The organism is Acinetobacter calcoaceticus ANC 3811, from assembly GCF_000399665.1.
In the GTDB taxonomy this organism is placed as follows: domain Bacteria; phylum Pseudomonadota; class Gammaproteobacteria; order Pseudomonadales; family Moraxellaceae; genus Acinetobacter; species Acinetobacter calcoaceticus_B.
The window spans coordinates 213,772-236,839 of sequence record NZ_KB976986.1 but is presented as its reverse complement, the minus strand read 5'-3'; the positions used below and the strand labels follow the sequence as shown (position 1 = coordinate 236,839).

General features: G+C 38.6%; 20 protein-coding genes. 7 read left to right on the top strand and 13 right to left on the bottom strand.

Annotated elements, in window-relative coordinates; translation table 11 throughout:
* Position 1: 1 nt before the first annotated feature.
* The gene (locus F935_RS02345) at positions 2–1,069 is read right to left on the bottom strand and encodes a ferredoxin reductase (protein WP_016137432.1); all 1,068 of its coding nucleotides are present in this window, start codon (positions 1,067–1,069) and stop codon (positions 2–4) included.
* Between the two features lie 140 nt (positions 1,070–1,209).
* Here F935_RS02345 and fabR point away from each other — a divergent pair, with 140 nt between their 5' ends.
* Both fabR and F935_RS02335 read left to right on the top strand, forming a co-directional pair.
* Positions 1,210–1,905, top strand: coding sequence for an HTH-type transcriptional repressor FabR (gene fabR / locus F935_RS02340; RefSeq protein WP_016137431.1), 696 nt, complete (start codon positions 1,210–1,212; stop codon positions 1,903–1,905).
* A 166-nt stretch (positions 1,906–2,071) separates the two neighbouring features.
* Positions 2,072–3,088 (top strand): AI-2E family transporter, encoded by a 1,017-nt coding sequence (locus tag F935_RS02335; protein WP_016137430.1) that lies wholly within the window; start codon positions 2,072–2,074, stop codon positions 3,086–3,088.
* 57 nt (positions 3,089–3,145) lie between these two features.
* Here the strand turns inward: F935_RS02335 and rapA are convergent, their stop codons facing one another.
* The 6 genes from rapA to F935_RS02305 all read right to left on the bottom strand — a co-directional run bounded on the left by rapA (position 3,146) and on the right by F935_RS02305 (position 10,116).
* Complete coding sequence (gene rapA, locus F935_RS02330; protein ID WP_016137429.1) at positions 3,146–5,983, bottom strand: RNA polymerase-associated protein RapA; 2,838 nt, start codon at positions 5,981–5,983, stop codon at positions 3,146–3,148.
* 144 nt (positions 5,984–6,127) lie between these two features.
* Complete coding sequence (locus F935_RS02325) at positions 6,128–6,766, bottom strand: RluA family pseudouridine synthase (RefSeq protein ID WP_009393487.1); 639 nt, start codon at positions 6,764–6,766, stop codon at positions 6,128–6,130.
* A 132-nt stretch (positions 6,767–6,898) separates the two neighbouring features.
* A complete protein-coding gene (locus tag F935_RS02320; RefSeq protein WP_016137428.1) occupies positions 6,899–7,603 on the bottom strand; it encodes a phosphopantetheine-binding protein in 705 nt (234 codons plus the stop codon).
* 60 nt (positions 7,604–7,663) lie between these two features.
* On the bottom strand, positions 7,664–8,962 hold the full coding sequence (hemL, locus tag F935_RS02315) for a glutamate-1-semialdehyde 2,1-aminomutase (protein ID WP_016137427.1): 1,299 nt from the start codon (positions 8,960–8,962) through the stop codon (positions 7,664–7,666).
* A gap of 42 nt (positions 8,963–9,004) precedes the next feature.
* Positions 9,005–9,616 carry a thiamine phosphate synthase gene (gene thiE, locus F935_RS02310; protein ID WP_016137426.1) on the bottom strand — a complete coding sequence of 204 codons (612 nt, stop codon included), beginning with the start codon at positions 9,614–9,616 and terminating at the stop codon, positions 9,005–9,007.
* A 116-nt stretch (positions 9,617–9,732) separates the two neighbouring features.
* Positions 9,733–10,116, bottom strand: coding sequence for an Mpo1-like protein (locus F935_RS02305; RefSeq protein WP_080645514.1), 384 nt, complete (start codon positions 10,114–10,116; stop codon positions 9,733–9,735).
* 165 nt (positions 10,117–10,281) lie between these two features.
* Here F935_RS02305 and F935_RS02300 point away from each other — a divergent pair, with 165 nt between their 5' ends.
* Positions 10,282–11,757 (top strand): CYTH and CHAD domain-containing protein, encoded by a 1,476-nt coding sequence (locus F935_RS02300; RefSeq protein ID WP_016137424.1) that lies wholly within the window; start codon positions 10,282–10,284, stop codon positions 11,755–11,757.
* A gap of 34 nt (positions 11,758–11,791) precedes the next feature.
* Here F935_RS02300 and F935_RS02295 read toward each other — a convergent pair whose 3' ends face one another.
* Positions 11,792–12,424, bottom strand: a complete 633-nt coding sequence (locus F935_RS02295) for a hypothetical protein (protein ID WP_016137423.1) — start codon at positions 12,422–12,424, stop codon at positions 11,792–11,794.
* A gap of 103 nt (positions 12,425–12,527) precedes the next feature.
* Between F935_RS02295 and F935_RS02290 the strand changes: the two genes are divergently transcribed.
* Positions 12,528–12,911, top strand: a complete 384-nt coding sequence (locus F935_RS02290) for a DUF3144 domain-containing protein (RefSeq protein ID WP_016137422.1) — start codon at positions 12,528–12,530, stop codon at positions 12,909–12,911.
* A 61-nt stretch (positions 12,912–12,972) separates the two neighbouring features.
* On the opposite strand, the gene F935_RS02285 is transcribed toward F935_RS02290, so the two are convergent.
* The 4 genes from F935_RS02285 to F935_RS02270 form a co-directional block, all read right to left on the bottom strand.
* The gene (locus F935_RS02285; RefSeq protein WP_016137421.1) at positions 12,973–15,735 is read right to left on the bottom strand and encodes a M16 family metallopeptidase; all 2,763 of its coding nucleotides are present in this window, start codon (positions 15,733–15,735) and stop codon (positions 12,973–12,975) included.
* A gap of 122 nt (positions 15,736–15,857) precedes the next feature.
* The gene (locus tag F935_RS02280; RefSeq protein ID WP_016137420.1) at positions 15,858–16,673 is read right to left on the bottom strand and encodes a PhzF family phenazine biosynthesis protein; all 816 of its coding nucleotides are present in this window, start codon (positions 16,671–16,673) and stop codon (positions 15,858–15,860) included.
* A 148-nt stretch (positions 16,674–16,821) separates the two neighbouring features.
* Positions 16,822–18,213 (bottom strand): L-cystine transporter, encoded by a 1,392-nt coding sequence (locus F935_RS02275; protein WP_016137419.1) that lies wholly within the window; start codon positions 18,211–18,213, stop codon positions 16,822–16,824.
* Positions 18,214–18,421: 208 nt separating this feature from the next.
* Positions 18,422–19,303 carry a LysR family transcriptional regulator gene (locus F935_RS02270; RefSeq protein ID WP_016137418.1) on the bottom strand — a complete coding sequence of 294 codons (882 nt, stop codon included), beginning with the start codon at positions 19,301–19,303 and terminating at the stop codon, positions 18,422–18,424.
* A 48-nt stretch (positions 19,304–19,351) separates the two neighbouring features.
* Here F935_RS02270 and F935_RS02265 point away from each other — a divergent pair, with 48 nt between their 5' ends.
* Both F935_RS02265 and F935_RS18160 read left to right on the top strand, forming a co-directional pair.
* Positions 19,352–20,578 (top strand): YbfB/YjiJ family MFS transporter, encoded by a 1,227-nt coding sequence (locus F935_RS02265; protein ID WP_016137417.1) that lies wholly within the window; start codon positions 19,352–19,354, stop codon positions 20,576–20,578.
* Entirely contained in the window at positions 20,575–20,700 is a 126-nt protein-coding gene (locus F935_RS18160; RefSeq protein WP_080645512.1) for a hypothetical protein, read from the top strand. The genes F935_RS02265 and F935_RS18160 overlap by 4 nt, the downstream gene beginning before the upstream one ends.
* A 40-nt stretch (positions 20,701–20,740) precedes the next feature.
* Here F935_RS18160 and icd read toward each other — a convergent pair whose 3' ends face one another.
* Positions 20,741–21,997: an NADP-dependent isocitrate dehydrogenase gene (gene icd / locus F935_RS02260; RefSeq protein WP_016137416.1), complete on the bottom strand. Its 1,257-nt coding sequence runs from the start codon at positions 21,995–21,997 to the stop codon at positions 20,741–20,743.
* A 196-nt stretch (positions 21,998–22,193) separates the two neighbouring features.
* Here icd and F935_RS02255 point away from each other — a divergent pair, with 196 nt between their 5' ends.
* Positions 22,194–22,982 carry an rRNA large subunit pseudouridine synthase E gene (locus F935_RS02255; protein WP_016137415.1) on the top strand — a complete coding sequence of 263 codons (789 nt, stop codon included), beginning with the start codon at positions 22,194–22,196 and terminating at the stop codon, positions 22,980–22,982.
* The last annotated feature ends 86 nt before the right edge of the window (positions 22,983–23,068 follow it).

Below are 23,068 nucleotides of genomic sequence, written 5' to 3'. Positions count from 1 at the left end.
CTTAAAGATCAATAACTAGATCAGATTGTGCTGAGTTCACACAAATTTTAAGTAATTGGCTTGGTTCGGTATTTTCACTACCATTGAGTAAGTTACGTGTAGAACCTTGAGCTTTACTACAAACACATTTATTACAAATTCCCATACGGCAGCCATGTGTTGGCTTAAGGCCTTCATGTTCCAGACTCACCAAAATTGATTCGCCTTTTGGAATTGCAATAACCTTATTAGACTGGGTTAATGTGACATTTACATAACCAACTTCAGCCGTACTATCACGCGTTAAGCTAAAAGCTTCTGTTAAGACAGTCGGTGCTTTTTCAAAAAGCTGTTCCACTGTTGAAACGAAACCAGAAGGTCCACACGCATATATAGTGCTATTTTCCAAATCGTCTACTAATGCTAAATGCTCTGCATTTAAACGTTCGTCATTTGGTGTTTCTTGTGTATAGAAAACCTGATAACTAAAATTTGGGAATTGCTGCGCAACTTTTTCAAAGTATTCAACAAAAGCTGCATCTGAGCGTTGCTTTACCCAATATAAAAGCTGTACTTGAACTTTATCTAACTGCTGACTTTGTTTAATTGCAGTGATTAAGCTCAACATTGGGGTAATACCACTACCCGCAGCCAGCATAATTAATTTGGGTGTTTTGATATTTTGCTGCATATCGCCATAAGGCTGACCAAGCTCAAAAACATCGCCAATTTGGCTTTCAGTCATAAACCAGTTACTGACGATACCATCGGCTACTTTTTTAATCGTTAAACGTAAATGTTGTTCGTCAATTTGCGTCAAGCTATAAGTACGTTCATAACGACGACCAGCAATTTCAACAATGACAGGATGATGCTGACCAGCAACACCTATTTTCACTAAACGATTACATTTTAGTGTAAGACTTACCATGTCATGAGCGACAAATTCTTTTTTTACAATTTGAACAAGCCCATGTTTTACAGACCATAAAGGATTAACTTTTTGTAGCCAGAAGTTAGCCATTTCTTTATCAAAAATGGTTTGTGTCAATGAATTGAATAGAGAATTTCTCTTTTCGATTGCTTGCATAGCTGGAGGCTCTGTCGCTCTTTTTTAATTATTATACACATGTATATATATTTGTATATACACCCGTACTTTTAATTACAATTTCACAAGTTCAGCTTCTAAGGCTATAATCCTAAGAGTTTACAAATATATTGAACAGCATGACCCAATCTTCACTTTCTCAGAACCTGAATGACACACCTCTACAACAAGATGTCATTGAAATTAAAACAGCTACGCGTTCTGTGGGAAGAAAAGCGACAATTACTAAAGAAGAACTTTTTCAGGCTGCTCTAAATCTGATTGGCCCACAAAAGAGTATTGCTTCATTAAGTTTACGTGAAGTAGCACGAGAAGCTGGCATTGCGCCAAATAGTTTCTATCGACATTTTAAAGATATTGATGAGTTAGCAATTTCTTTAATTGACCGTGCAGGTATTGTTTTACGTAAAATTATCCGTCAGGCTCGCCTACGTGCTTCCTTACAAGAAAGTATTATTCGCAGTTCTGTCGATATTTTTCTTCAGCAGCTCGATGCCGATGAAGGTAATTTAAGTTTACTACTACGTGAAGGCTTTACAGGTTCTACCTCTTATAAAGCTGCGGTTGATCGTCAATTAAACTTTTTCCAGCAAGAGTTACAAGAAGATTTAATTCGTCTAGAGCACTTAAACAACAACCACTTATACCACCCTGAACTTGTTGCAAAAGCAATTACGCAACTTGTGTTTCACATGGGCGCCAAAGTGATTGATCTTCCAATTCATCAACGTGCGGAAGTGGCTGAGCAAACGATGATTATGATTCGAATGATTTTAGAGGGTGCTCGGCACTTGGATAAAGCAGAAATTCGTTAAAATGATCTAATGAATGGCTTGTTAATGAACAGGCCATTTTTACATCTAACTCCTCTATTTTCCAATAAAAATATAATTCACCGATTGAAGCGAATAGCTTGCAAGAGTATAAATAATTATTCCATTGGCTCTTTTTTCTATATTCCCAACGATCTCAGGGATCAACATGCAAAATTTGAATAATCGTCAAAGTCTGATTGCAAGCTACATTCTTATGGGCATCTTTTTGCTTTCGGTTATCCCATTACATCTCTTAGCAAGTTTTTTTGCAGGCTTTCTTATTTATGAAATTATTATTAGCTTAAGCTCGGTTGTAGAGCGTTATATTGATGGTCAAAGAGCCCGCATTTTTATTAGTATTTTATTAAGTATTATTACAATTTCACTCATTGCATTTTTCTTTACAAGTTTAATTAGCTTTGTTGTTCATGATTTAAAAGGTGTAGGCATCCACAACATCAACAGCAAAGTTGATCAAACCCTGCTGCATTTACAAGCTGAAGTCAGCAAATATCTTCCGGGCTATATTCCTGATAGCGTGACAGAATTAAAAGATGAAATTTTCGCGTTTATGAAAGATAACGTGACTATATTAAAAAATACCAGTTCCGATATTTTGCATAACTTCGTGACGATGGTTATGGGCCTCATTATCGGTATTTTGGTCGCTATACATGGTTTTCACCGCCGTACTCCGCAACCTGTTTTTAAATCTCTTCTGATCCAACGTATTCAGAAATTATCAATTTCATTTAAAAATGTTGTTTTTGCACAAATAAAAATTTCAGCAATTAATACACTGCTCTTTATTTTATTTGCCTTTATTATATTACCGCTTTGGGGAGTCCATCTTCCTTTTGCCAAAACTCTTACTATTTTGACCTTCATGTTTGGACTGATTCCAATTTTAGGTAATCTTATTTCCAATACATTAACGTTCATTGCCGCTCTTACTGTTTCCCTTGGACTCGCAGGTGCAGCGTTGCTCTATCTCATTCTGGTTCATAAACTTGAATATTTTATTAATGCTAAAATTATTGGACATAAAATCAATGCAAATGCATGGGAGATTTTATTAGCAATGCTGGTATTTGAGTCAATTTTTGGCTTAGGTGGTTTAATCGCAGCTCCAATTTTCTATGCATATTTAAAATTAGAACTAAAAGATGCTGGTCTCATCTAATTCAAAATCGATCTATAAAAAAAGCGCCCTCTAGGCGCTTTTTTTATTTGAAGTTAATTATGGCTTAACTACAACCAATACTTGAATCGCTTCTGGTGTAACAGTTAAACCTTCAAGCAAGCTCAAACCTTCTTTTTGCAGCTTTTGTAAACGGTCAATTTCATCTTGACGAATACTTGGGTTGAACTGTTTTAAATAAGTTAAACGGTCAATTTCATATTGCCATTTATTACCATAATGCTCTTTTGCTTGCTGCTGAAGTTGTGGCAAATCAACTTTTGCAATATCCAACGCTTGTTTATAACGTTCCTCAATGATATCACGGCGAGCTTTAACCACCTGACGACAGCTATTGCCATCTAAGTGATGTAAATATGGTTTCAAAATTGTTGGATCAATTTTTTCAGACAAATCTTGACCAGTTTCGCTTAATAGCACACGAATTAACTGTTTAGGTAAGCTCGATGGTAAGTTCAACGCCTTAGGCGCAACGACATCGACTTTAAACCACACTTCAATTAATACTGAACCCTGCTTTAATGCGTTAGATTTGAGTACAGCAACATTGGTACTACCAAATGATTGCGTACGGATCATTTCCATTACACTTTCAATAAATGGATGCTCTAAAGTTAAATATTGAGCATCTTCACGAAGCTGAGCCTGATCACGATAGAAAGTAGCTGTCATGCCTTCTTCGTCTAGCGCCAAACCTTGCACTTGCATTTGGTCTGTTGGACGAATAATCACAGTACCGTTACTTTGCTCATCAAAGTCGATATTGGTTGATGACATGAAACGCTTCACAAACATTGGTAGCGTTGTATTGTCATCATAATCTTCTAAAGCCTGAACAATCTCTTGCGCCACGATAGGACGACATGAGTTATATTCAAGTAAACGATCTCGACCCGCTTGAAGTTCAGCTTCTAAAGCTTGACGTTGAACATTCACTTCTTCAAGCAAATCCTCAAATGTTTGACCTTGGTCTGCAAGCAAACAGTCTTTTAATTCAACAATAAAGTTTTCTTGCAGCGTTTGCGCTGTTGGCGAAATATTGCTGAAAATATTAAGTGCTTCATTGTACCAACGGAACATACGCTCTTGAGCTGTTCCCACAAGATATGGCACATGAATCTGAATACGGTTTTCTTGACCAATACGGTCTAGACGGCCGATACGTTGCTCTAAAACATCTGGATTAGCTGGTAGATCAAATAAAATTAGATCACTGGCGAATTGGAAATTACGGCCTTCAGAACCAATTTCCGAACACAGTAGAATTTGTGCACCATAGCTTTCTTCAGCAAAATAGGCAGCCGCTTGGTCACGTTCAAGTAAGCTCATGCCTTCATGGAACATTGCCGTACGAATGCCTGCATGCAAACGCAATACATTTTCTAAAGCTTCAACAACGGGTCCACTACGCGCAATTAAAAGCACTTTTTTATGCTTAAGATCTCTGCGTAGAATTTCCATTACCCATAGCACGCGTGGGTCATTTTGCATCCATGAACCATCAAGGTGTGCTTCTTCAGGCCACATCTGCTCACGCAGTTTTCCATCTTTTGACCAATCTTCTGGTGCTGGTAATGGTGCTGGCTGACAATCACGCCCTGGGAAGCCTTGAATTGCTTCACGCGTATTACGAAATAAAATACGACCCGTACCATGACGGTCTAATAATTCGTGAATTGCTCTAAAGCGTTGGTCCGGCTGGTCTTCAATACTGTGACCTAACAAACCCTCTAAAGCAGATAAATGCTCAGGAGCTAAAGGCTGATCAGACATGAGCACTTCAGCAATTTTTGCAGTCTGCTGGTACTGAGTTTCTTCATCTAAGAAACGCTCTAAACTGCTAAAACGCTGCGGATCAAGTAAACGTAAACGTGCGAAATGGCTTTCTACACCAAGCTGTTCAGGTGTTGCAGTAAGCAATAACACCCCAGCCGTATTTTCAGCTAGCTCTTCAATTAAATCGTAGCGATCATTACCGCCTTCTTCTTCGCTCCACATCAAATGATGTGCTTCATCGACCACGAGCAAATCGAAGCCAGCTTCTATTGCTTGCTCACGTAAATCATCATGGTCAACCATCAAATCAACGCTGGCAATAATGCATTGCTCAGTCAAGAACGGGTTGAGTTCTGGATCATGTTCTTTAATAGATGCAGTACGTGTTAAATCAAACAGAGAGAATTGCAAGTTAAAACGACGGCGCATTTCAATCATCCACTGATACTGTAAAGAATCAGGGACTAAAATAAGAATTCGTTCTGAGCGACCAGTTTTAAGCTGTTGGTGGATAATTAAGCCAGCTTCAATTGTTTTACCCAAGCCCACTTCATCGGCAAGTAAAACACGAGGTGCAAAACGTTTACCAACTTCATGTGCGATATAAAGCTGATGTGGAATTAAACCAACACGCGCCCCAACCATACCACGTAAAGGGCTATTCTGCATTTGTGCTTGCATAAGCATCGCTTCAATACGCAGGTCATACCACTCTTTATAGTCAACCTGACTTGCAAGCAAACGATCTAAAGGTTTCGACAACTGAATTTGTGCACCGATACGTGTTTCATTCAGCGCTTTACGATCTTGTTCACCATTTTCTGAGGTACGAACAACGTTGTAACGCAAAACGCCATGTCGGTCTTCAACAGACTCAACAATCCACTTCTTGCCTTCCTGATCTTGAACTTCATCATTTGTGTTAAAGATGATACGAGATAGTGGAGCGTTATTACGTGCATAGACACGTGTCTCATCACTTTTGGGGAATAAAATGCTGACAGATCTTTCATCTACATCAATAAGCACACCTAAACCGAGCTCAGTTTCTGTGTCTGATAGCCAACGTTGACCAATAGCATACTGCTGCAATTTTTCCACCTTTCTCTCAAGTTCGCACTACATATTGTACGATGCAAATTAGCTTATTTTTGCATCTTTTTATGTAGTCTTTAAAGCAAAATTTTGCAGCAAAAACCAATTAAATGACATTGCTACAAAAAATCACGCATTAAAATTTTTACATTAAAACGGTACAGGACAGTCAAAAGTTAATGTTTCTGCTGTGACAGGATGATTAAAACTTAACTGTTTGGCATGCAAACACAAACGCGGCACAAGTTGCTGCTCTGGTGTTGCATACAGCGTGTCACCTACAATTGGATGCCCAAGATATTGCATGTGTACACGGAGTTGATGGGATCGACCTGTAATTGGTGTTAATTTCACACGAGTTACAGGTTGCCCCTGAATCTGAAAATGTTCTAGAACCTGCCAATGTGTTAAAGCAGGTTTGTTGTGAGAAGCGTCTACAATATGTAAAGGTGGTCGGCTTGGATCATAGATGACAGGAATATCTACAGTCCCCTCACCCTCTAAATGACCTGCGACAAGTGCTTCATATATTTTTGAAGTCTGACGGTCTTGAAATTGACGCGCAATCGCACTTTGACCACGTTTAGATAAACCAAATACCAAAATACCTGAAGTGTCTCGATCTAGACGGTGAATGAGCAAAGTTTTAGGTTCAATCGCAACCAACCTTGTCAAAACGCTATCATGTAAATCACCTTTACCAGGAACACTCAAGATGTCCGAAGGTTTATGAATCACCATAAAATCATCATCACGATAGATCAGATGTTCACTTAGAAAATCACTCAAAGTTCTATTCCCAAGGTAAGATGAAAAACAAGCCGGCAATAATAAAAAGCTTACGTCCGAATTACAATGCCGTTCGGGTAAATTAACAGCATAATTTGCAAATATTATGGATCACTTAGAGTCTATAGTTAGTCAAGGCTTCAATAACTGCATAATATGCTGCAATGTCGGTGCTTGCATTAACTCTTCAGCGCTTAGGCTGGCACCGTTCGCACGCCACAGGTCAACCAGATAATTTACGGCAGACTGATCTAATCCATAGTTTCTTAAATCAATTTCAGGGTGAATCTCCATAGGGTGTCGCCCTATCTGTTCAGCAATTGCCAATAAAATTCCTTTATCTGACAAGATATATTCAGACGGCGCACTTAAAGACCATAAGCGCATTAAGCTCTGCGTATTTAAGTGTTTTATATGGTCAAAACTGATCTTTTCAACCCATTGGATGTGCTGCTCTAAATTAGCTGCCAAGATCGCATCATTTACAATAGCTACATAATCGGTAATAGATAAAACAAGCTGCATGACCTGTTTAAACAAAGGTGACAAATCACCAGCCATCACAACTTGGGCTTTGCTATTTGATGACAGTCGCTGCCCCAACTGCAACAGGGTTTGTTGAAGCTGAGATGCATCAATAAAAATAACTGGAATTTCGAGTGCCTGTGCTCTTTTACTTAGTAATTCTAAATGATCGGCTAATGGCTGGTGCGCCCAGTCAGGTGTATTTTCAAGCTCATTTAGCCCAACCATGAGCAAAATACTTTGTGTAGACTCAATCGGCCAATTTGAAGTATTTGCTGCTAATTGGATTTTTCGAGGTAAAGGATAAAACATTGTTCTCTACAAATAAAAAATAGCTCAAATTAAAAAGCCCGTTTAACACGGGCTTTTTGCTTACTTCATTTCAGCGAAAGTTTCTTTGGCAGCTTGAATCGTATATTCAATATCTTCATCAGAGTGAGCAGATGAAATAAAACCTGCTTCAAATGCTGAAGGTGCCAAGTTTACACCGCGCTTTAACATGCCATGGAAGAACTTTTTGAAAGCTTCAATATCACATGCCAACATAGAGTCAAAGCTTGTAATGTCTTCTTGATCGGTAAAGTAAAGACCAAACATTGCGCCAGCTTGCTGAGTTTTAAATAGAATACCCGCTTCATCAGCTGCGGCTTGTAAACCTACAAGTAACTTTTCAAGTTGAGCAGATAAATTGCTGTAAAAGTCTGGTTGACGTAAATGTTTGAACATCTCGATACCCGCACGCATAGCAAGTGGATTTCCAGATAATGTACCTGCTTGGTATACACCACCTAAAGGAGCGATACATTCCATGATTTCACGTTTACCGCCAAATGCACCAACGGGTAAGCCTGCACCAATAATTTTACCTAAAGTCGTTAAGTCGGGCTTAACGTTATAAACCGATTGAGCGCCGCCTAAAGCAACACGGAAACCCGTCATCACTTCATCAATAATAAATACAGATTTATATTCATCACATACATCACGAATGGCTTGTAAGAAACCGTCGATTGGTTTCACCATGTTCATGTTACCTGCGACAGGCTCAATAATGACACCAGCAATTTCATGACCGAATTTCACAAAACATTCTTTTAATGCAGCAATATCGTTGTAAGGCAGCGTTAAAGTGTGTTTAGCAAAATCAACAGGAACACCTTTTGAAGTCGGCTCACCCTCACCCAAAGTGAGTAAGCCCGAACCTGCTTTTACTAAAAGTGAGTCAGAGTGTCCGTGGTAGCAACCTTCAAACTTCACAATTTTGTCACGGCCAGTGTAACCACGTGCTAAACGAATAGCGGTCATGGTCGCTTCTGTACCAGAGTTCGTCATACGTACCATTTCAATTGATGGCATGATTTCACAAATAATATCTGCCAACGTTGTTTCATGTACGGTTGGCGCACCAAAACTTAAACCATCTTCTGCGGCTGTTTGTACTGCTTTAATAATTTCTGGATGAGCATGACCCAAAATCATTGGTCCCCAAGAACCAACATAGTCAACATAACGCTTACCATCCACATCCCACAAATAAGCACCTTTTGCTTTCTCGATGAAAACAGGTGTTCCTCCAACGCCATTAAAGGCACGTACCGGAGAGTTCACACCACCTGGAATGTGTTTACTGGCTTGTTTAAATAACTGTTCTTGCTTTGGAGATAAACTCATGGAAATGCTCGTCTTAAATATCTAAAAAATAATTTTGAAAGCTTAAGAAAATAATTGTGCCCACGCCTGTACACGGGCAGGAATTTCAGCAGTTGATCGGCCTAATATATCACTAATGACTGCACACAGGTCAGCCCCAGCCTCAATCACAGGTTTTGAGTTTTCAACAGTTAAACCACCAATCGCACAAATGGGTAAATCATATTGAGCTGCTGCCTGATTAATCACTTCGATGCCCACATTACCTGCTTCAGGTTTTGTAGAGGTCGCGTAGACTGCACCAAATGCAATATAAGTCGCGCCATCTGCAATTGCTTTTTGTGCAAGCTCTAGCGAGTTCAGGCAAGTACGGCCAATAATGACATTTTCTGGTAACTGTGATTTTGCATCGGTAATTTCACCGTCACTTTGCCCTAAATGCACACCTAATCCAAACTGAGCGGCCAGTTTTAGGTCATCATTAATCACAAAAGGAACTTGATATTTTTCACATAAAAGTTTGATCTGTTCAACTTCAGCAGGCTGGTCGGCTTTTTCTACTTTCTTACGGCGGTACTGTAAAATTGCAACCTGACGAGTTGCGAGCGCGGCATCTAGTTTTTCTAATAATAATTGGATTGGGTCATCATTGGTAATGAGATATAAACCGCGCATACTCTACTCTCGCTTTAAAAAACTTCGCTAGTATAACGGATTTATAAGACATCATAAGTACCGATTGCTATAGGCTTACCAGTACCAATCGGTATATTAAGAATAGAAAGTAAAAATTAACTTGGTATTTTGTCATACTTACGATCCGTCAAACTCAAACGACCACGTGCAACATCAGACAACATTCGCCAATCAGAAATAAAGCTATAGAAAGGTTGTTTAAAACTGGCAGGCTTATTTTTTTCAAACACAAAATGTCCAACCCACGCATTTGCATAACCAGCTACCAAACCATAGAGTGCATATTTTACTTGTTTCTTACGAATTGCTTTTGAAAAAAAGTATATGCCAATACTGCTACCCACCACATGTAAGCGTCTGCTCATGATGTTACGGTGTTCAGTTAAATAAAAACGATAAAATTCCTGATAGTTTTTAATCGGCAATTCAAACTCTGGCGGAGCTTCATGGCTAAAGTTTACTGGTGCATTCACGATCATCTTCCTGATTTTTATTTGATCAAAACGTCACCTGATTGTACACCCAAATAAAAGCCAAGCGTCATATGTTTGATTGTAACTTTCTCTATCAAAACCATTACTTTTAGTACTAAGCTATTATACTTATTCAAGATAGTTTAAATACCTGATTCAGGGAGATATATTATGGTCGAAGTCGAACTAAAGTTTCAGTTACCTGAATCGAAGAAAAAAACTGTTCAGCAATACTTAAAAAAACATAAAGCAAAAAATATTCACTTACAGGCAAAGTATTACGACACCCCAGATCGATTACTCGCAAAAAATGGCATGGCCTTACGTTTACGTAAAGAAGATGATCAATGGGTACAAACATTTAAAGCCGCAGGGCAAAGCCACCTGCACCGTGTTGAAGAAGAAATTCATTTAGGTGCGTGTGACCAAGAACCTGACTTAAACCTTGCGTTATATCAAGATAATAAAGTCGTAACTGATTTAATTAACGCAGTTTTAGGAACGCAAGCTGAAAAACTAAGTTTGCAGTTTGAGACTGATGTACAGCGCACCTATCATGTGTTTGAAGCAGATAATACGGCTATTGAAGTTTGCTTAGATGATGGGGTCGTAAAAACAGCAGATACGCAAAGTATAATTTGTGAAGTCGAATTTGAGCTTAAACAAGGTGCAGTTAAAACACTAATTCAGTTTGCACATCAATGGATTGATCGTTATGAATTATGGCTCGATGTAAGAAGCAAAGCCGAGCGTGGTAATTTATTAGCACTAGGACAAGCAGTCTCACCCGCTGTTCACGCCAAAGCTCTCACTTTAAATAAAGATACTACAGCCGAACAAGCCCTCAAAAAAATTATCGAAAACTGTTTAGGACAATTCTTACCAAATATGGCTGCAATTGCCGATGGAGTTGCCGATGGAGTTGCCGAAGCTGAGCATATTCATCAGGCACGTGTAAGTTTACGTCGTTTACGCAGTGCACTAAAACATTTCTCTAGCTGGTCAGGCGAGCTAAATCCTGTTTGGGAAGAACAAATTGCCGAGCTTTTTCGTAAGCTTGGAGACACTCGTGATGAAGATGCTATTCGGACCGAGGTGTTACCTGTCATTCAACAACATGGCTCACCAGAACTTTTACTACCCGTTTCAGCGCAGCCTTCAAAAGAACTCTCAACACTCTTTACCTCTGCGGATACGATTAAGCTATTACTCGATTTATTAGCATTTGCGTATTCAGAAGAAGATTCAAAGAACAAAACAGCTGGGTTAAAAAAACATATTAAAAAGAGTTTAGATAAATTACATCATAAAGTGATTAGCAATGCTGAACATTTCACTGAGCTTGAAGTTACTGAACAGCACAAAATACGAAAGATAGCTAAGCAGTTACGTTATTGTGTTGAGTTTATTTCAAGCCTTTATCCTGACAAAAAAGTACAGCAATATTTAAAACAGCTACAACCTGTACAAAACACCTTAGGTCAATATAACGACTTATTTATTGCGGAAGGTATTTTCAATAAGGTTGTCGAAAATGACTCGTCTTTCTGGTTTGCATTAGGCTGGGTAAAAGCCAAACAACCTCACCTACAAAAACGGTCTGCCAAAGCTTTACAAACTTTTAGTCAAGCTGAAACTTTCTGGTAATTTATGAAAAGTCGCTGTAAACGTGCAGCGACTTTTATCTGTATTTACCAAATACTTTCCACACGCCGTTATCTGCTAACGGGTCATTATAGCTATCACTACGTTGCTTTCTTGGCTTATCACGGGCATCGACCAATTTAAAATGCGGTTCAACCCCTAACACAATACCATTGGTATAAAACCGTGAACGGGTATATTCACTTTGCCCATGCTGGAATACATAGGTTCTTAAATCAATGAATTCACGGTGAGCAACTAGAGCCGCGGTATCGTCGCTCTGCAACCATTCTTGCATCGTAAAAATCTGATCAGTTTCGAACTGCCCGCATTTTTCAATAAGACTCGCAACACCACGGAAAGTTTTAGATTCTTTTGCGCGTGTTTTATTAATCCGAATTCGATCTACATGAAAAAAGAATAGCGGTAAATTTAAATGACTTGGCAAATGAATGGCATCTGGTAATTCATCTTCCATAAATGGCTGAAAAAGCTCTTGTGCCCTTTCGATTAGACCTTGCCATTGGTGATAATAATTTTCGACTTCTTCTTGCAAGCCATAATAAATCGGCAGCCCTTCGACATGCTCTAAATATTGAGGTGGAAAAACATGCTGGCGTAATAAAGCAATATCTGTTTTTAAAGTTTGAATAGCAATTGCATCTTGCATATTAGATTCCCCTTTACTTAGGCTATTTACAGACTAAGTGAAAGGTTTTGTTTCCGCAAGGGTTTGCCTATAATAAGCAGCTCTATTTTTGCGGGAATAAGTCATGTCTCAAAAGATCAATGCAACAGATGTTACTGAAGAAGAAGCTTTAAATGCTGTTTTCTTTGAGCGTGCGGATGAATTCATTAAACAAGCCAATGATTTTTGTCGCCCGCCAAAAGGTGAAAAACCAGATCCAGCCGAACTGCGTGGTCAAGTAAGCGCAGCAATGTTGTTTGCTAGTGCCCGTTTTAACACGTGGGTAGCAGCAAATAATTTTAAAGATGGCAATGAAATGCGCGCTGCTAAAGATCAAGTTATGTCTTATCTTGTGCAACAATTTCAAATGATGCTTGAAGATAATTTTGATGAGTACTGTGAACAGTTCGAAAATTATTTACGTTTCCGTAAAAATGAAGATTTTCATGCGCATAAACATGATCATTAATATGTTTTAAATACGCAAATAAAAAGCCACAATTTAGTGGCTTTTTATTTGTGATAAGACTTTATTTTTTTGCTGCCTGACCATATTGATCAGCCATCACCTCGACTAAATGTTCAGGTTTAATATACTTTTTAATTACTGCATTTACGTCTGCAACAGTCAATTTAGTCAAGTTCTGATCATGTCGAACACGGTCTTGTAATGTTTTATCTGTTTCAAGCTGTAGATTTAACATTCCATGAATATTACGTTCATCTTCTAATGCCGTAACGCGTTTCTTCATGATATCTGCTTTAGCTGCTGCAAGCTCTTGCTCAGTCACACCATTTTTTAACAAGTCATTCAACACTTTATGTATTGATGCAGACACTTGTGCTGAGCGACCCGAAGTATAATTTGCACTAATGCTTAATGCCCCTACATTCGTGTCACGGTCAAGTTGCAGCCCACTTCCAAAACCATAGACTAGCGCATTTTTCTCACGAAGCTCTTGAGCCAAACGTGATGAAATTTGAGACTCACCTAAAATATAGTTAAGTAAAATTAATGCAGATGCATCTGGATGGTTTTTCCCAACTGGAATTGAAAGCACACTCTGGTAGCTACCAAATTCGCGCTGCTCAGACAAAACATGCACTTGCTGTGCTGGAAAATCAACATGATTAATCAAGATTTTTTGATAAGGCTGTTTACCATTCCAACGACCAAATTCCTGATTAAGTAATTTCTGCATTTTTTTCGCATCAAATTTACCCGTAATGGCAATTTGAGCATGGTTCATTGCAAAGAAATGTTCGTACAACTCTTTCACTTGTTCTTGAGTTGCGTTTTTCAATTGCTGTTTTGCCAGTTCAGGTTCAAAGTGATAACGCAAATCGCCCGGTTGATATTCTTCAAGCAAACGTGAAAGTGTTAAACCAGCCACGACATCTGGCTCGGTATAAGGACGATCAAGGCTTGATAAACTTTGCGATTTAATTAAATCAAATTGAGATTGCTCAAATTTTGGATTTTTCATCACATCAAGAACAAACTCGAAAAATTCATCAAATTTTTCTGATTTAGACTGAATGTTAATGGTCATGCCATTGCCGTCAGCACTTGCATAAGCCGCACCGCCCGCATCAATTGATTTATCGGCAATATCTTGCAAACTGTATTTATCAGAACCACGAAGCAATAAGTATGAGGTTAAATCAACGACCGTACCCTTATTAAATAAAGATTTTTCTGTTCCGAAGTCCATCGTAATCGTGGCATAAGTACGATCATCACGTGTTTCAACTGGGAATAAAGCGTACTTCATTCCATTTTTTAGTTTTCCACGGATAATCTTTTTCTCATTGCTTTCAACATATTGCTTAGAAGCTTTTAAAAACTCCGCGACTTCTTGTTGATACACCTTTGGATCTTTTAAAGGCTCTGCCTTTGCTTCTACCTGATCTAGAGTTTTAGGTGCCTCTTTTGCATTTAGCTGTTGAGCTTTTTTCTGATCTTCAGGAGTTGGTAAAATATCACCGTCAATACGATGCTCAGACACAAGGAATTGTTTTAAAGTTTGATTCACTTGGTCTAACTTAACGTTTTCTACTGAATCTAAATCTTTAAAATATTGATCCCATTGACCGCCAGCGACAGTGTAATCACTTAAACGTGACCCAAGTGCTACCGCATCTTTAGTAATCAAGTCGCCTTGGGTTTTCATTAAGCTCTTAACACGATTTAATTCAACTTCAGTAAAAGGCTTACCCTTTTCAATACCAGCTAACAAAGAGCTTTCAACTTTTTTAGGGTCATTACTTGGTGCATAAATGGCACCCAGAAACACCACATTAAAATCTTGGTCTAACCACGTGCTCGCATCAACATTTGTGGTAATACCTGTTTCAACCATGTTCTGGTATAGGTGACCACTTGGTTGCATGGTATATAACAAAGGCGCTAAAGCGAGTGTCGGCTGAATTTTGGTGTTTTTACCATTCATATAGATATGGAATTTAGCGAGATCACTTCCCTTTTTCACCACGAACTGACGATTTTTTATTTTTGTAGAGTCGAGCACAGGAATCTGTACAGGCTTCGGAACATCACGCGCCGCGATTGGACTAAAGTATTGATCAACTGTTTTTAAAACATCTGTTTTATCAAACTTGCCTGAAATCACCATGACTGCATTATTGGGTGCATACCAACTACGATAAAATCGGTCTAGCTCAGGCATTTTAATCGATTTAAGCTCAGGCAAATCACCTATCGGTAAACGACCTAAATATTGATTGCCATAAGCTGACTTCCACATTTGATCCATCAGGACAGCAAAAGGCTGATCCATACGGACTTCACGTTCGCGTTTTACGATTTCAATTTCAGAAGGAACAAATTTTTCTTGTAGAACTAATTTATCCATACGTTCCGATTCAAGATATAACACTTCATTGAGCGCAGTCTTTTCCGGACGAACGATATTGGTATATTTGGTCGAGTAATAATCGGTGCTAGCGTTCGTCATCAATGTATATTGATCTAAACGACGCTGGAATTCTTCCCCTTTAACATTTTTTGTCCCCTTAAAAGCCAAGTGTTCAAGCAAATGAGCTAAACCACTTTTACCTTGCGGGTCATTTAATGAACCAGTTAAATAAATGGTATTAATAAAGATTTTATTTTCTTTGTCATTCGGTGCAAGTACAATCCGAAAACCATTATCTAATTTATATTCCTCAATATTTTGCTTGCTTTTTACTAGTGTGGTTTGTGCAAAAGACGCAGCACTTAAACCAAGAATACATAGGGAGAGAGTCAGTTGTTTAAACTGCATAAACATATAAATACCAATTAATTTGAATAATAAAAAATCAATAGTTGTGGCACTATAGTAGGAAATTTAAGCTGACATTAATAGTAAAGATTTGAAAAAAAAGCCGTTTATTTAAACGGCCTTATATTTTAAGGAAAAATTTCAGCTTGCATATAAAGCTTTCCATATCCTGAAATTTCAATACGCTCTTCAGAGAGAATATTGCAATATAAAACACCTCCACGACTAGAAGCCTGATAAGCCAAAATATTATTTTTCCCCAGTTTTTCTGCCCATAACGGCGCTATTGCGGTATGAATTGAACCTGTAACAGGATCTTCATCAATGCCCGCGACAGCTGCAAAATAACGCGATACACAATCATATTGCTGGTCTGCTTTTGAGGTTATTGCAACCTCCATTCCTGTAGTTGTAATTGCAGTCCGTTTACCTAGGGTTTTGAGCAAATTCATGTCAGGCTTCTCATCCAACACATCTTGCACAGATTCATATTCGACAATGTAGGCTTGAACGTTTTGATAAACCGCTTTAAAGGGTTTGGTTAATGCTTGACGTAAAGTAGCCGGATAATCTTCAACTTGTTGAGCTTTGCGAATTGGAAAATTCATTCTGATTTTGCCATCATCATCTTGATGAACGATAAAAAGCCCTAAATTTCGTACATGAAAATTAATAATCTTTTTGTCAGTAAAATCTTTAAATAATACAAAAGCACTCGCAAGGGTGGCATGACCACAAAAATCTGCTTCAACCGCTGGAGTAAACCAACGGATTTCATAGTTTTCAGAGTCTATAATTTTTACAAAAGCAGTTTCAGACAAGTTATTTTCAAATGCTATCTTTTGCATTAAATCTGCATCCAACCATTCTTTTTCAACAATCACAGCCGCAGGATTGCCACGAAATAATTCTTTTGTAAAAGCATCGACTTGATACATTTTCATGATAGTGCTCTCTTTTGTAATAGGTTCATTTTCGAAAATTATTTAAAAGAAAAACAGATACAGTTTTTTTTAAATTAGCATCACAGCCATCATTTACCCATAAAAAAACGACCCAACCTAATTAGATTGAGTCGTCTCTTACAGCTTATTAGTGATGAGTTAGTTCAACTTCATCTTCACTGTTTAATATTTCTTTATCGGTCTGACCCATAAATTGGCTGGTAACTACACCCGCAGTCATTGAACCATTTACGTTTAACGCGGTACGTCCCATATCAATGAGTGGTTCAATTGAAATAAGAAGTGCAACTAAAGTCACAGGTAAGCCCATAGCTGGAAGAACAATCAGCGCAGCGAAAGTCGCACCACCGCCTACTCCGGCAACCCCAATTGAACTTAAAGTCACAATACCCACTAACGATGCAATCCACATTGGGTCTAGCGTGTTAATTCCCATGGTTGGTGCAACCATGACTGCCAACATTGCTGGATATAAACCCGCACAACCATTTTGACCAATGGTCGCACCAAAAGAAGCAGAGAAACTTGCAATAGATTCAGGAATACCTAAACGGCGAGTTTGCGCTTCAATGCTCAGTGGAATACTTGCAGCACTTGAACGGCTGGTAAATGCGAAAGTCAGAACAGGAGCAACTTTTTTGAAGAACTTAACAGGAGAAACACCTGTAAGAGTCAAAATAATGGCATGCACGACAAACATGATGGCTAAACCTAAATAAGATGCCACCAAGAAACCACCTAAATTTAAGATATCTGCAACATTCGAACTTGCCACAACCTTAGTCATGAGTGCAAAAACACCATACGGTGTAAGTGTCATCACTAAACGAACAAGCTTCATGACCCAAGACTGTAACGTCTGAATTGCAGTCAGAATACGCTGGCCTTTCTCTGCATCATCTTTCATTAGGTTAAGCGCTGCTATCCCTAAAAAGACAGCAAAAATAACCACACTAATAATTGAAGTTGGGTTGGCACCAGTTAATTCAGCAAAAGGGTTACTCGGAATAAAGGAAAGAATAAATTGCGGTACACTTAAATCAGTAACTTTGCCAACATAATCTGTATTAATGGCAGTTAAGCGTGCAGTTTCAGCAGCGCCTTGCACTAAACCCTTCGCCGTTAAGCCAAACAGGTTAGTAACAAATACCCCTACCAGTGCAGCAATCAGTGTTGTAAAGAGTAAAGTACCGATCGTATAAAAACTGATTTTGCCTAAAGATGAGGCTTGGTTTAATTTTGCAACCGCTCCCAAAATAGACACAAATACCAAAGGCATAACGACCATTTGTAAAAGTTTTACATAGCCGTTTCCAACGATATTAAACCAGCTAATAGATTCAGCAAGAATCGGATGGCCACCGCCATAAATCAAATGTAGTCCTAAACCAAACACCACACCTAGAACTAAGCCAGCCAGAACTTTTTTCGATAAGCTCCAGTCTGTTTTACGTGTTTGGGCGAGTAAAAATATTAACCCGACAAAAACCACAATATTGATGATTAAGGGTATATTCATTCCCAAACTCCAAATTATTGCTTGTGTCATCTTTCAAGGGGGCATATTTGACCATAGCCGGCCTATATAAACTACCCTTTTCAACAATTTTATAGCATCAAGATGATTACAAACTTGCGTGAGAATATAAAATGACTTTTAAATACATATATATCACTTTTAATTTATAAATTAAGTGAGATATTTATGTATAAAAATCAGCCTCTACTTAAGCAACCTTTAATTCAAATTGTTGCTCAATAAAATGAATAAATTGCTTTAAATTGGTTCCCCATGTTTCTGGTAACTGGGCAACTAAATATGTAGTGAAAAAAGCAGATTCTGTATTTAGTCCAAAGCAATTGACTGAAACTTTATCTGCAACTTTTGTGAGATATGATTTCGGTAATAAAGCAAAACCTACACCCAACTCTACACAGCTCACGATTCCGTCAAGGCTTCCCATTTCCATAATTTGCGAAGGCGGAATATTAAAGTCATTCAAGAAAAGCTCTATGGCATGTCGATATGAACAACCTTGCCGAAATGCAATAAATCTGGTCTTTGCAAGGGTTGCCTTGTCTGGAAAACTCTGTTGTTGCTTAGGGCAAACCAAAACCAACTCTTCATGCCACACAGGAAAACTATATAACTCTGGAATCGAATGTTTAGATGCCACAAAAGCACAGTCCAATTCCCCCTGATGTACAGCATTTAATAAATAACGGGTCGGATGAGTTTGAAGCTCAATAGGCAAAGTAGGATATTGCTGCATAGATTGATTGAGCAACTGTGGCAAACGTATTGCTGCGGTCGTTTCCATACTACCCAAACGAATAGTTTCATTCGGGTCAATATCACCTTCTTGAAAGATTTTCTTAGCTTTGTCATGCAGTGCAATCATTTGAACAGCGTAACTATGTAGCTGTTGTCCAGCATTCGTTAAAGTCACAGGGTTATTACGATTAAATAAAATAACCCCTAACTCTTCTTCAAGTTTTTTTATATGGCTCGTGATATTCGATTGAACCGTATACATTTTTTGTGCAGCCAATGAAAAACTTCCACTCTCTGCAACAGCTAAAAAAAACTCTAGAGACTTAAGCAACATACCACTATCTCAAAACAAGATAACCTCCATCATATTAAATCATTTTTAATGATTGATAAACTCGCTTTTAATAATAAAAAAATTGAGCGTCTTCTCATGTCTACGTTTTATCGAATGAGCTTAGTTGTCTTTTTGGCAACTTGCTTGGGAATTGGCATTTTTAGATTTTCCTATACTGCCCTGATGCCCATCATGATCGAGCAGTACCACTGGACCCATGATTTTGCCAGTTACTTAGGCAGCGCAAATTTATTGGGTTATCTCATAGGTGCCTTATTAGCGCTATTGAGTATTAAAGAAAAGTTCTTTCCATCCATGATCGTACTTTCGACTATAGCTGGCAGCCTCAGCCTACTATGCTGTTCATTCATGGATATGCCTATAGTGTGGTTCATTTTTTGGCGCACAATTTCAGGTATTGCTGGCGGCTTACTTATGATTTTAGCGCCTAGCTTTGCAATGAAATACATCCTCACCACGCAAAGATTAAAAGTTAACTTTTTAGGATTTAGCGGAATTGGTGTGGGTGTGTTATCTGCCACCATCATTATTCCCTTACTTAAAAATATGCCCGTGCATTATGTTTGGGATATTTTTGCAAGTATTTCTTTATTAGGAAGCTTAACTCTTTATCGCTTATTAAGAGGTAATACGGCCCAGATTATTAAACCGCAATCGACAACTCTAGCAACCTCACAAAAATCACGTTTAGGCCTTGTCATTATTATTGCCTATATGTGTAGTGCCTTTGCCTATATTCCACATTCTTTGTTCTGGATGGATTATTTATCTGGAACTCTGCATTTTCCATTACAGCAAAGGAATTTATTTTGGGTTCTCTATGGAGTGGGAAGCTGCATTGGTGCATTTGTCGCTTATTGCTTAAGCCGAATAGTGGGATATATACAGGCCATTAAATGGCTCTATGGCATTTACTGCCTAGCCGTTGTTTTACCTTTCTTTTCACATGCCACTTCTTTACTGGCCTTATCTTCGCTTCTGACCGGCTTACTCACTCCCGCAACCGTATTTATTAGTTCTTATAGTCTTCTACAGATTTATGAGCAACGTTATCAAAGGCTTTGGAGCCTTGCCACTATTGGGTTTGCTAGCACTCAGCTTTTAGGTGGTGTTGTCATTAGTACTTTGCATCATTTGCATTGGTCTTATGCCCACCTCTTTCTTTTAGGTGGAATCGTTCTTCTCTTTGCAGTTTGCCTTTTACTACCTGTACGCCCTTCTTTCACCTCAACTCTCGGAGAAACCAAATCGTGAAAACTCTGCTCTTTCCTTTATTTCTAGTTGCCTTTGTTCTTTTTATTCAAGCTCTAGACCAAAGTTATCAAAAGAAAACTGGTTTTATTAAGACTCCGAAACATCCCGAATTTATGCAATAAAGAAAGCCCTCAACCGAGGGCTTTCTTAAGCAAAATTTATTTAATCTTCCATGTGTTTGATAATCGCACCACCAAATTCAGAACAACGTAACAAGGTTGCACCCGGCATTAAACGCTCAAAATCGTAAGTTACGGTTTTAGCTGCAATCGCTCCAGCAATTCCTTTAATGATCAGGTCAGCAGCTTCTATCCAGCCCATATCACGTAGCATCATTTCCGCAGAAAGAATAATAGAACCCGGGTTTACTTTATCCTGACCTGCATATTTAGGCGCAGTGCCATGAGTTGCTTCATAAACTGCAATTGCACCACCAATATTTGCACCTGGTGCAATACCAATGCCGCCTACTTCTGCTGCCAAAGCATCAGAAATATAATCACCATTTAAATTTAGAGTAGCAATAACAGAGTAATCTGCTGGACGCATGAGGATCTGTTGTAAGAACGCATCGGCAATCACATCTTTAATAATGATGTCTTTACCAGTTCTAGGATTTTTAATTTTAACCCATGGACCGCCATCAATTAGTTCTCCACCGAAACGATCTAGAGCCAATTCATAGCCCCACTCTTTAAATGCCCCTTCGGTGTATTTCATGATATTGCCCTTGTGAACAAGGGTCACAGAAGGCTTGTCATTTTCAATTGCGAACTGAATGGCTTTACGAACTAAACGCTGTGAACCTTCTTTCGATACAGGTTTAATTCCAATACCGCATCCTTCAGGGAAACGGATTTTTGTGACACCCATTTCTTCTTGAAGAAACTTAATCACTTTTTTAGCTTCTTCAGAATCGGCCTTCCATTCAATACCTGCATAGATATCTTCCGAGTTCTCACGGAAAATCACCATATCTGTTAATTCTGGGTGCTGAACAGGTGAAGGAACGCCTTCAAACCAACGCACTGGACGTACGCAAACATATAAATCTAATTCTTGGCGTAAGGCAACGTTGAGTGAACGAATGCCACCACCAACTGGTGTGGTTAAAGGACCTTTAATGGATACAACGAACTCGCGAAGTGCTTCGAACGTTTCTTCTGGCATGTAGCTGCCATAAATTTTATTGGCTTTTTCACCGCAATACACTTCCATCCATTCGATCGAACGCTTGCCACCATAAGCTTTTAAAATAGCAGCATCCACGACTGCTTTCATGGTTGGCGTAATATCTACACCAATACCATCACCCTCAATAAAAGGAATAATTGGATGATTTGGTACGTTCAGTGACAGGTCTGCATTTACTTTAATTTTGTCGCCATCTGCAGGAACCACAATCTTCTTATAACCCATTGTGTGAATTCTCCCTTTTATAATACTTAATTAACTAAAAATAATTATCGATACACAATACTTTCAACTCTTCTTAACGCATAATAGCTTAATTGAATTTAATCATTTTTGGGATTTATATGAGAAATAATAAAATTTCTCACTTAAATAAACCTCAATGTTTTCTCTAGTTATTTGAAAGAAGAAGCCATTTTTTATGAAAATTGTCATTCTCAACAAGCCTTATGACGTTCTCTCCCAGTTTCGTAAAGACGAAGCGCATATGACCGTCTCTGACTTTGTTGATGACCCGACTTTGCGTTTGGCAGGCCGTCTTGATATGGACTCTGAGGGTTTAGTTTTTTTAACCGATCATGGTGGTCTAAATCAGTTCATTACCAACCCTGCGAATAAAAAATACAAAACGTATTTAGTTCAAGTTGATGGTGATGTCACTGAAGAAGCGCTTGAGCAGCTTCGTAAAGGTGTAGAACTGAATGATGGTATGACGCTTCCTGCAACCGCCATTAAAGTAAGTGAACCAGAATGGTTATGGGAACGTAACCCACCTGTACGTTTTCGTGCAAATATTCCAACATCTTGGATTGAAATTTCAATTTGCGAAGGCCGTAACCGTCAAGTTCGTCGTATGACTTCTGCGGTAGGTTTTCCAACTTTACGTTTAATTCGTACTAAAATTGGTTCAATTGATTTAGTTCAACTCGGCTTAAAACCTGGGGATGTTAAAGAAATTGAGCCTTTGCTTTACCCTGACTTTAAAGATGTGCCTGCTGAAGAACCTTATCGTTCACGTTCATATGTGAAAAAACCAGGTGGTACTGGCGGTAAACCAATGGTTCGTAAGAATAAAGACGGTTCTACGAAGAAGTCTGGTACAAAACGTATCTGGCAGATGGATGAAGGTGAAAAACCACGTCGTAAAACGAATGGTACAACTCGTCCAAGTGCTAAAGCACCACGTGGTCGTGGCCGCAATGATCGATAAGATGTAAATTTTCAAAGCTCACCTAGGTGGGCTTTTTTTACGACTTTTATTTTTATAAATATAAAAAAGCCGGCGCATATGCACCG

Bases quoted from the DNA above. Each gene is read 5' to 3' on its own strand.
- F935_RS02345 (WP_016137432.1), bottom strand. From the start codon at position 1,069: ATGCAAGCAATCGAAAAGAGAAATTCTCTATTCAATTCATTGACACAA.
- fabR (WP_016137431.1), top strand. From the start codon at position 1,210: ATGACCCAATCTTCACTTTCTCAGAACCTGAATGACACACCTCTACAA.
- F935_RS02335 (WP_016137430.1), top strand. From the start codon at position 2,072: ATGCAAAATTTGAATAATCGTCAAAGTCTGATTGCAAGCTACATTCTT.
- F935_RS02320 (WP_016137428.1), bottom strand. From the start codon at position 7,603: ATGTTTTATCCTTTACCTCGAAAAATCCAATTAGCAGCAAATACTTCA.
- hemL (WP_016137427.1), bottom strand. From the start codon at position 8,962: ATGAGTTTATCTCCAAAGCAAGAACAGTTATTTAAACAAGCCAGTAAA.
- thiE (WP_016137426.1), bottom strand. From the start codon at position 9,616: ATGCGCGGTTTATATCTCATTACCAATGATGACCCAATCCAATTATTA.
- F935_RS02305 (WP_080645514.1), bottom strand. From the start codon at position 10,116: ATGATCGTGAATGCACCAGTAAACTTTAGCCATGAAGCTCCGCCAGAG.
- F935_RS02300 (WP_016137424.1), top strand. From the start codon at position 10,282: ATGGTCGAAGTCGAACTAAAGTTTCAGTTACCTGAATCGAAGAAAAAA.
- F935_RS02295 (WP_016137423.1), bottom strand. From the start codon at position 12,424: ATGCAAGATGCAATTGCTATTCAAACTTTAAAAACAGATATTGCTTTA.
- F935_RS02290 (WP_016137422.1), top strand. From the start codon at position 12,528: ATGTCTCAAAAGATCAATGCAACAGATGTTACTGAAGAAGAAGCTTTA.
- F935_RS02285 (WP_016137421.1), bottom strand. From the start codon at position 15,735: ATGTTTATGCAGTTTAAACAACTGACTCTCTCCCTATGTATTCTTGGT.
- F935_RS02280 (WP_016137420.1), bottom strand. From the start codon at position 16,673: ATGAAAATGTATCAAGTCGATGCTTTTACAAAAGAATTATTTCGTGGC.
- F935_RS02275 (WP_016137419.1), bottom strand. From the start codon at position 18,213: ATGAATATACCCTTAATCATCAATATTGTGGTTTTTGTCGGGTTAATA.
- F935_RS02270 (WP_016137418.1), bottom strand. From the start codon at position 19,303: ATGTTGCTTAAGTCTCTAGAGTTTTTTTTAGCTGTTGCAGAGAGTGGA.
- F935_RS02265 (WP_016137417.1), top strand. From the start codon at position 19,352: ATGATTGATAAACTCGCTTTTAATAATAAAAAAATTGAGCGTCTTCTC.
- icd (WP_016137416.1), bottom strand. From the start codon at position 21,997: ATGGGTTATAAGAAGATTGTGGTTCCTGCAGATGGCGACAAAATTAAA.
- F935_RS02255 (WP_016137415.1), top strand. From the start codon at position 22,194: ATGAAAATTGTCATTCTCAACAAGCCTTATGACGTTCTCTCCCAGTTT.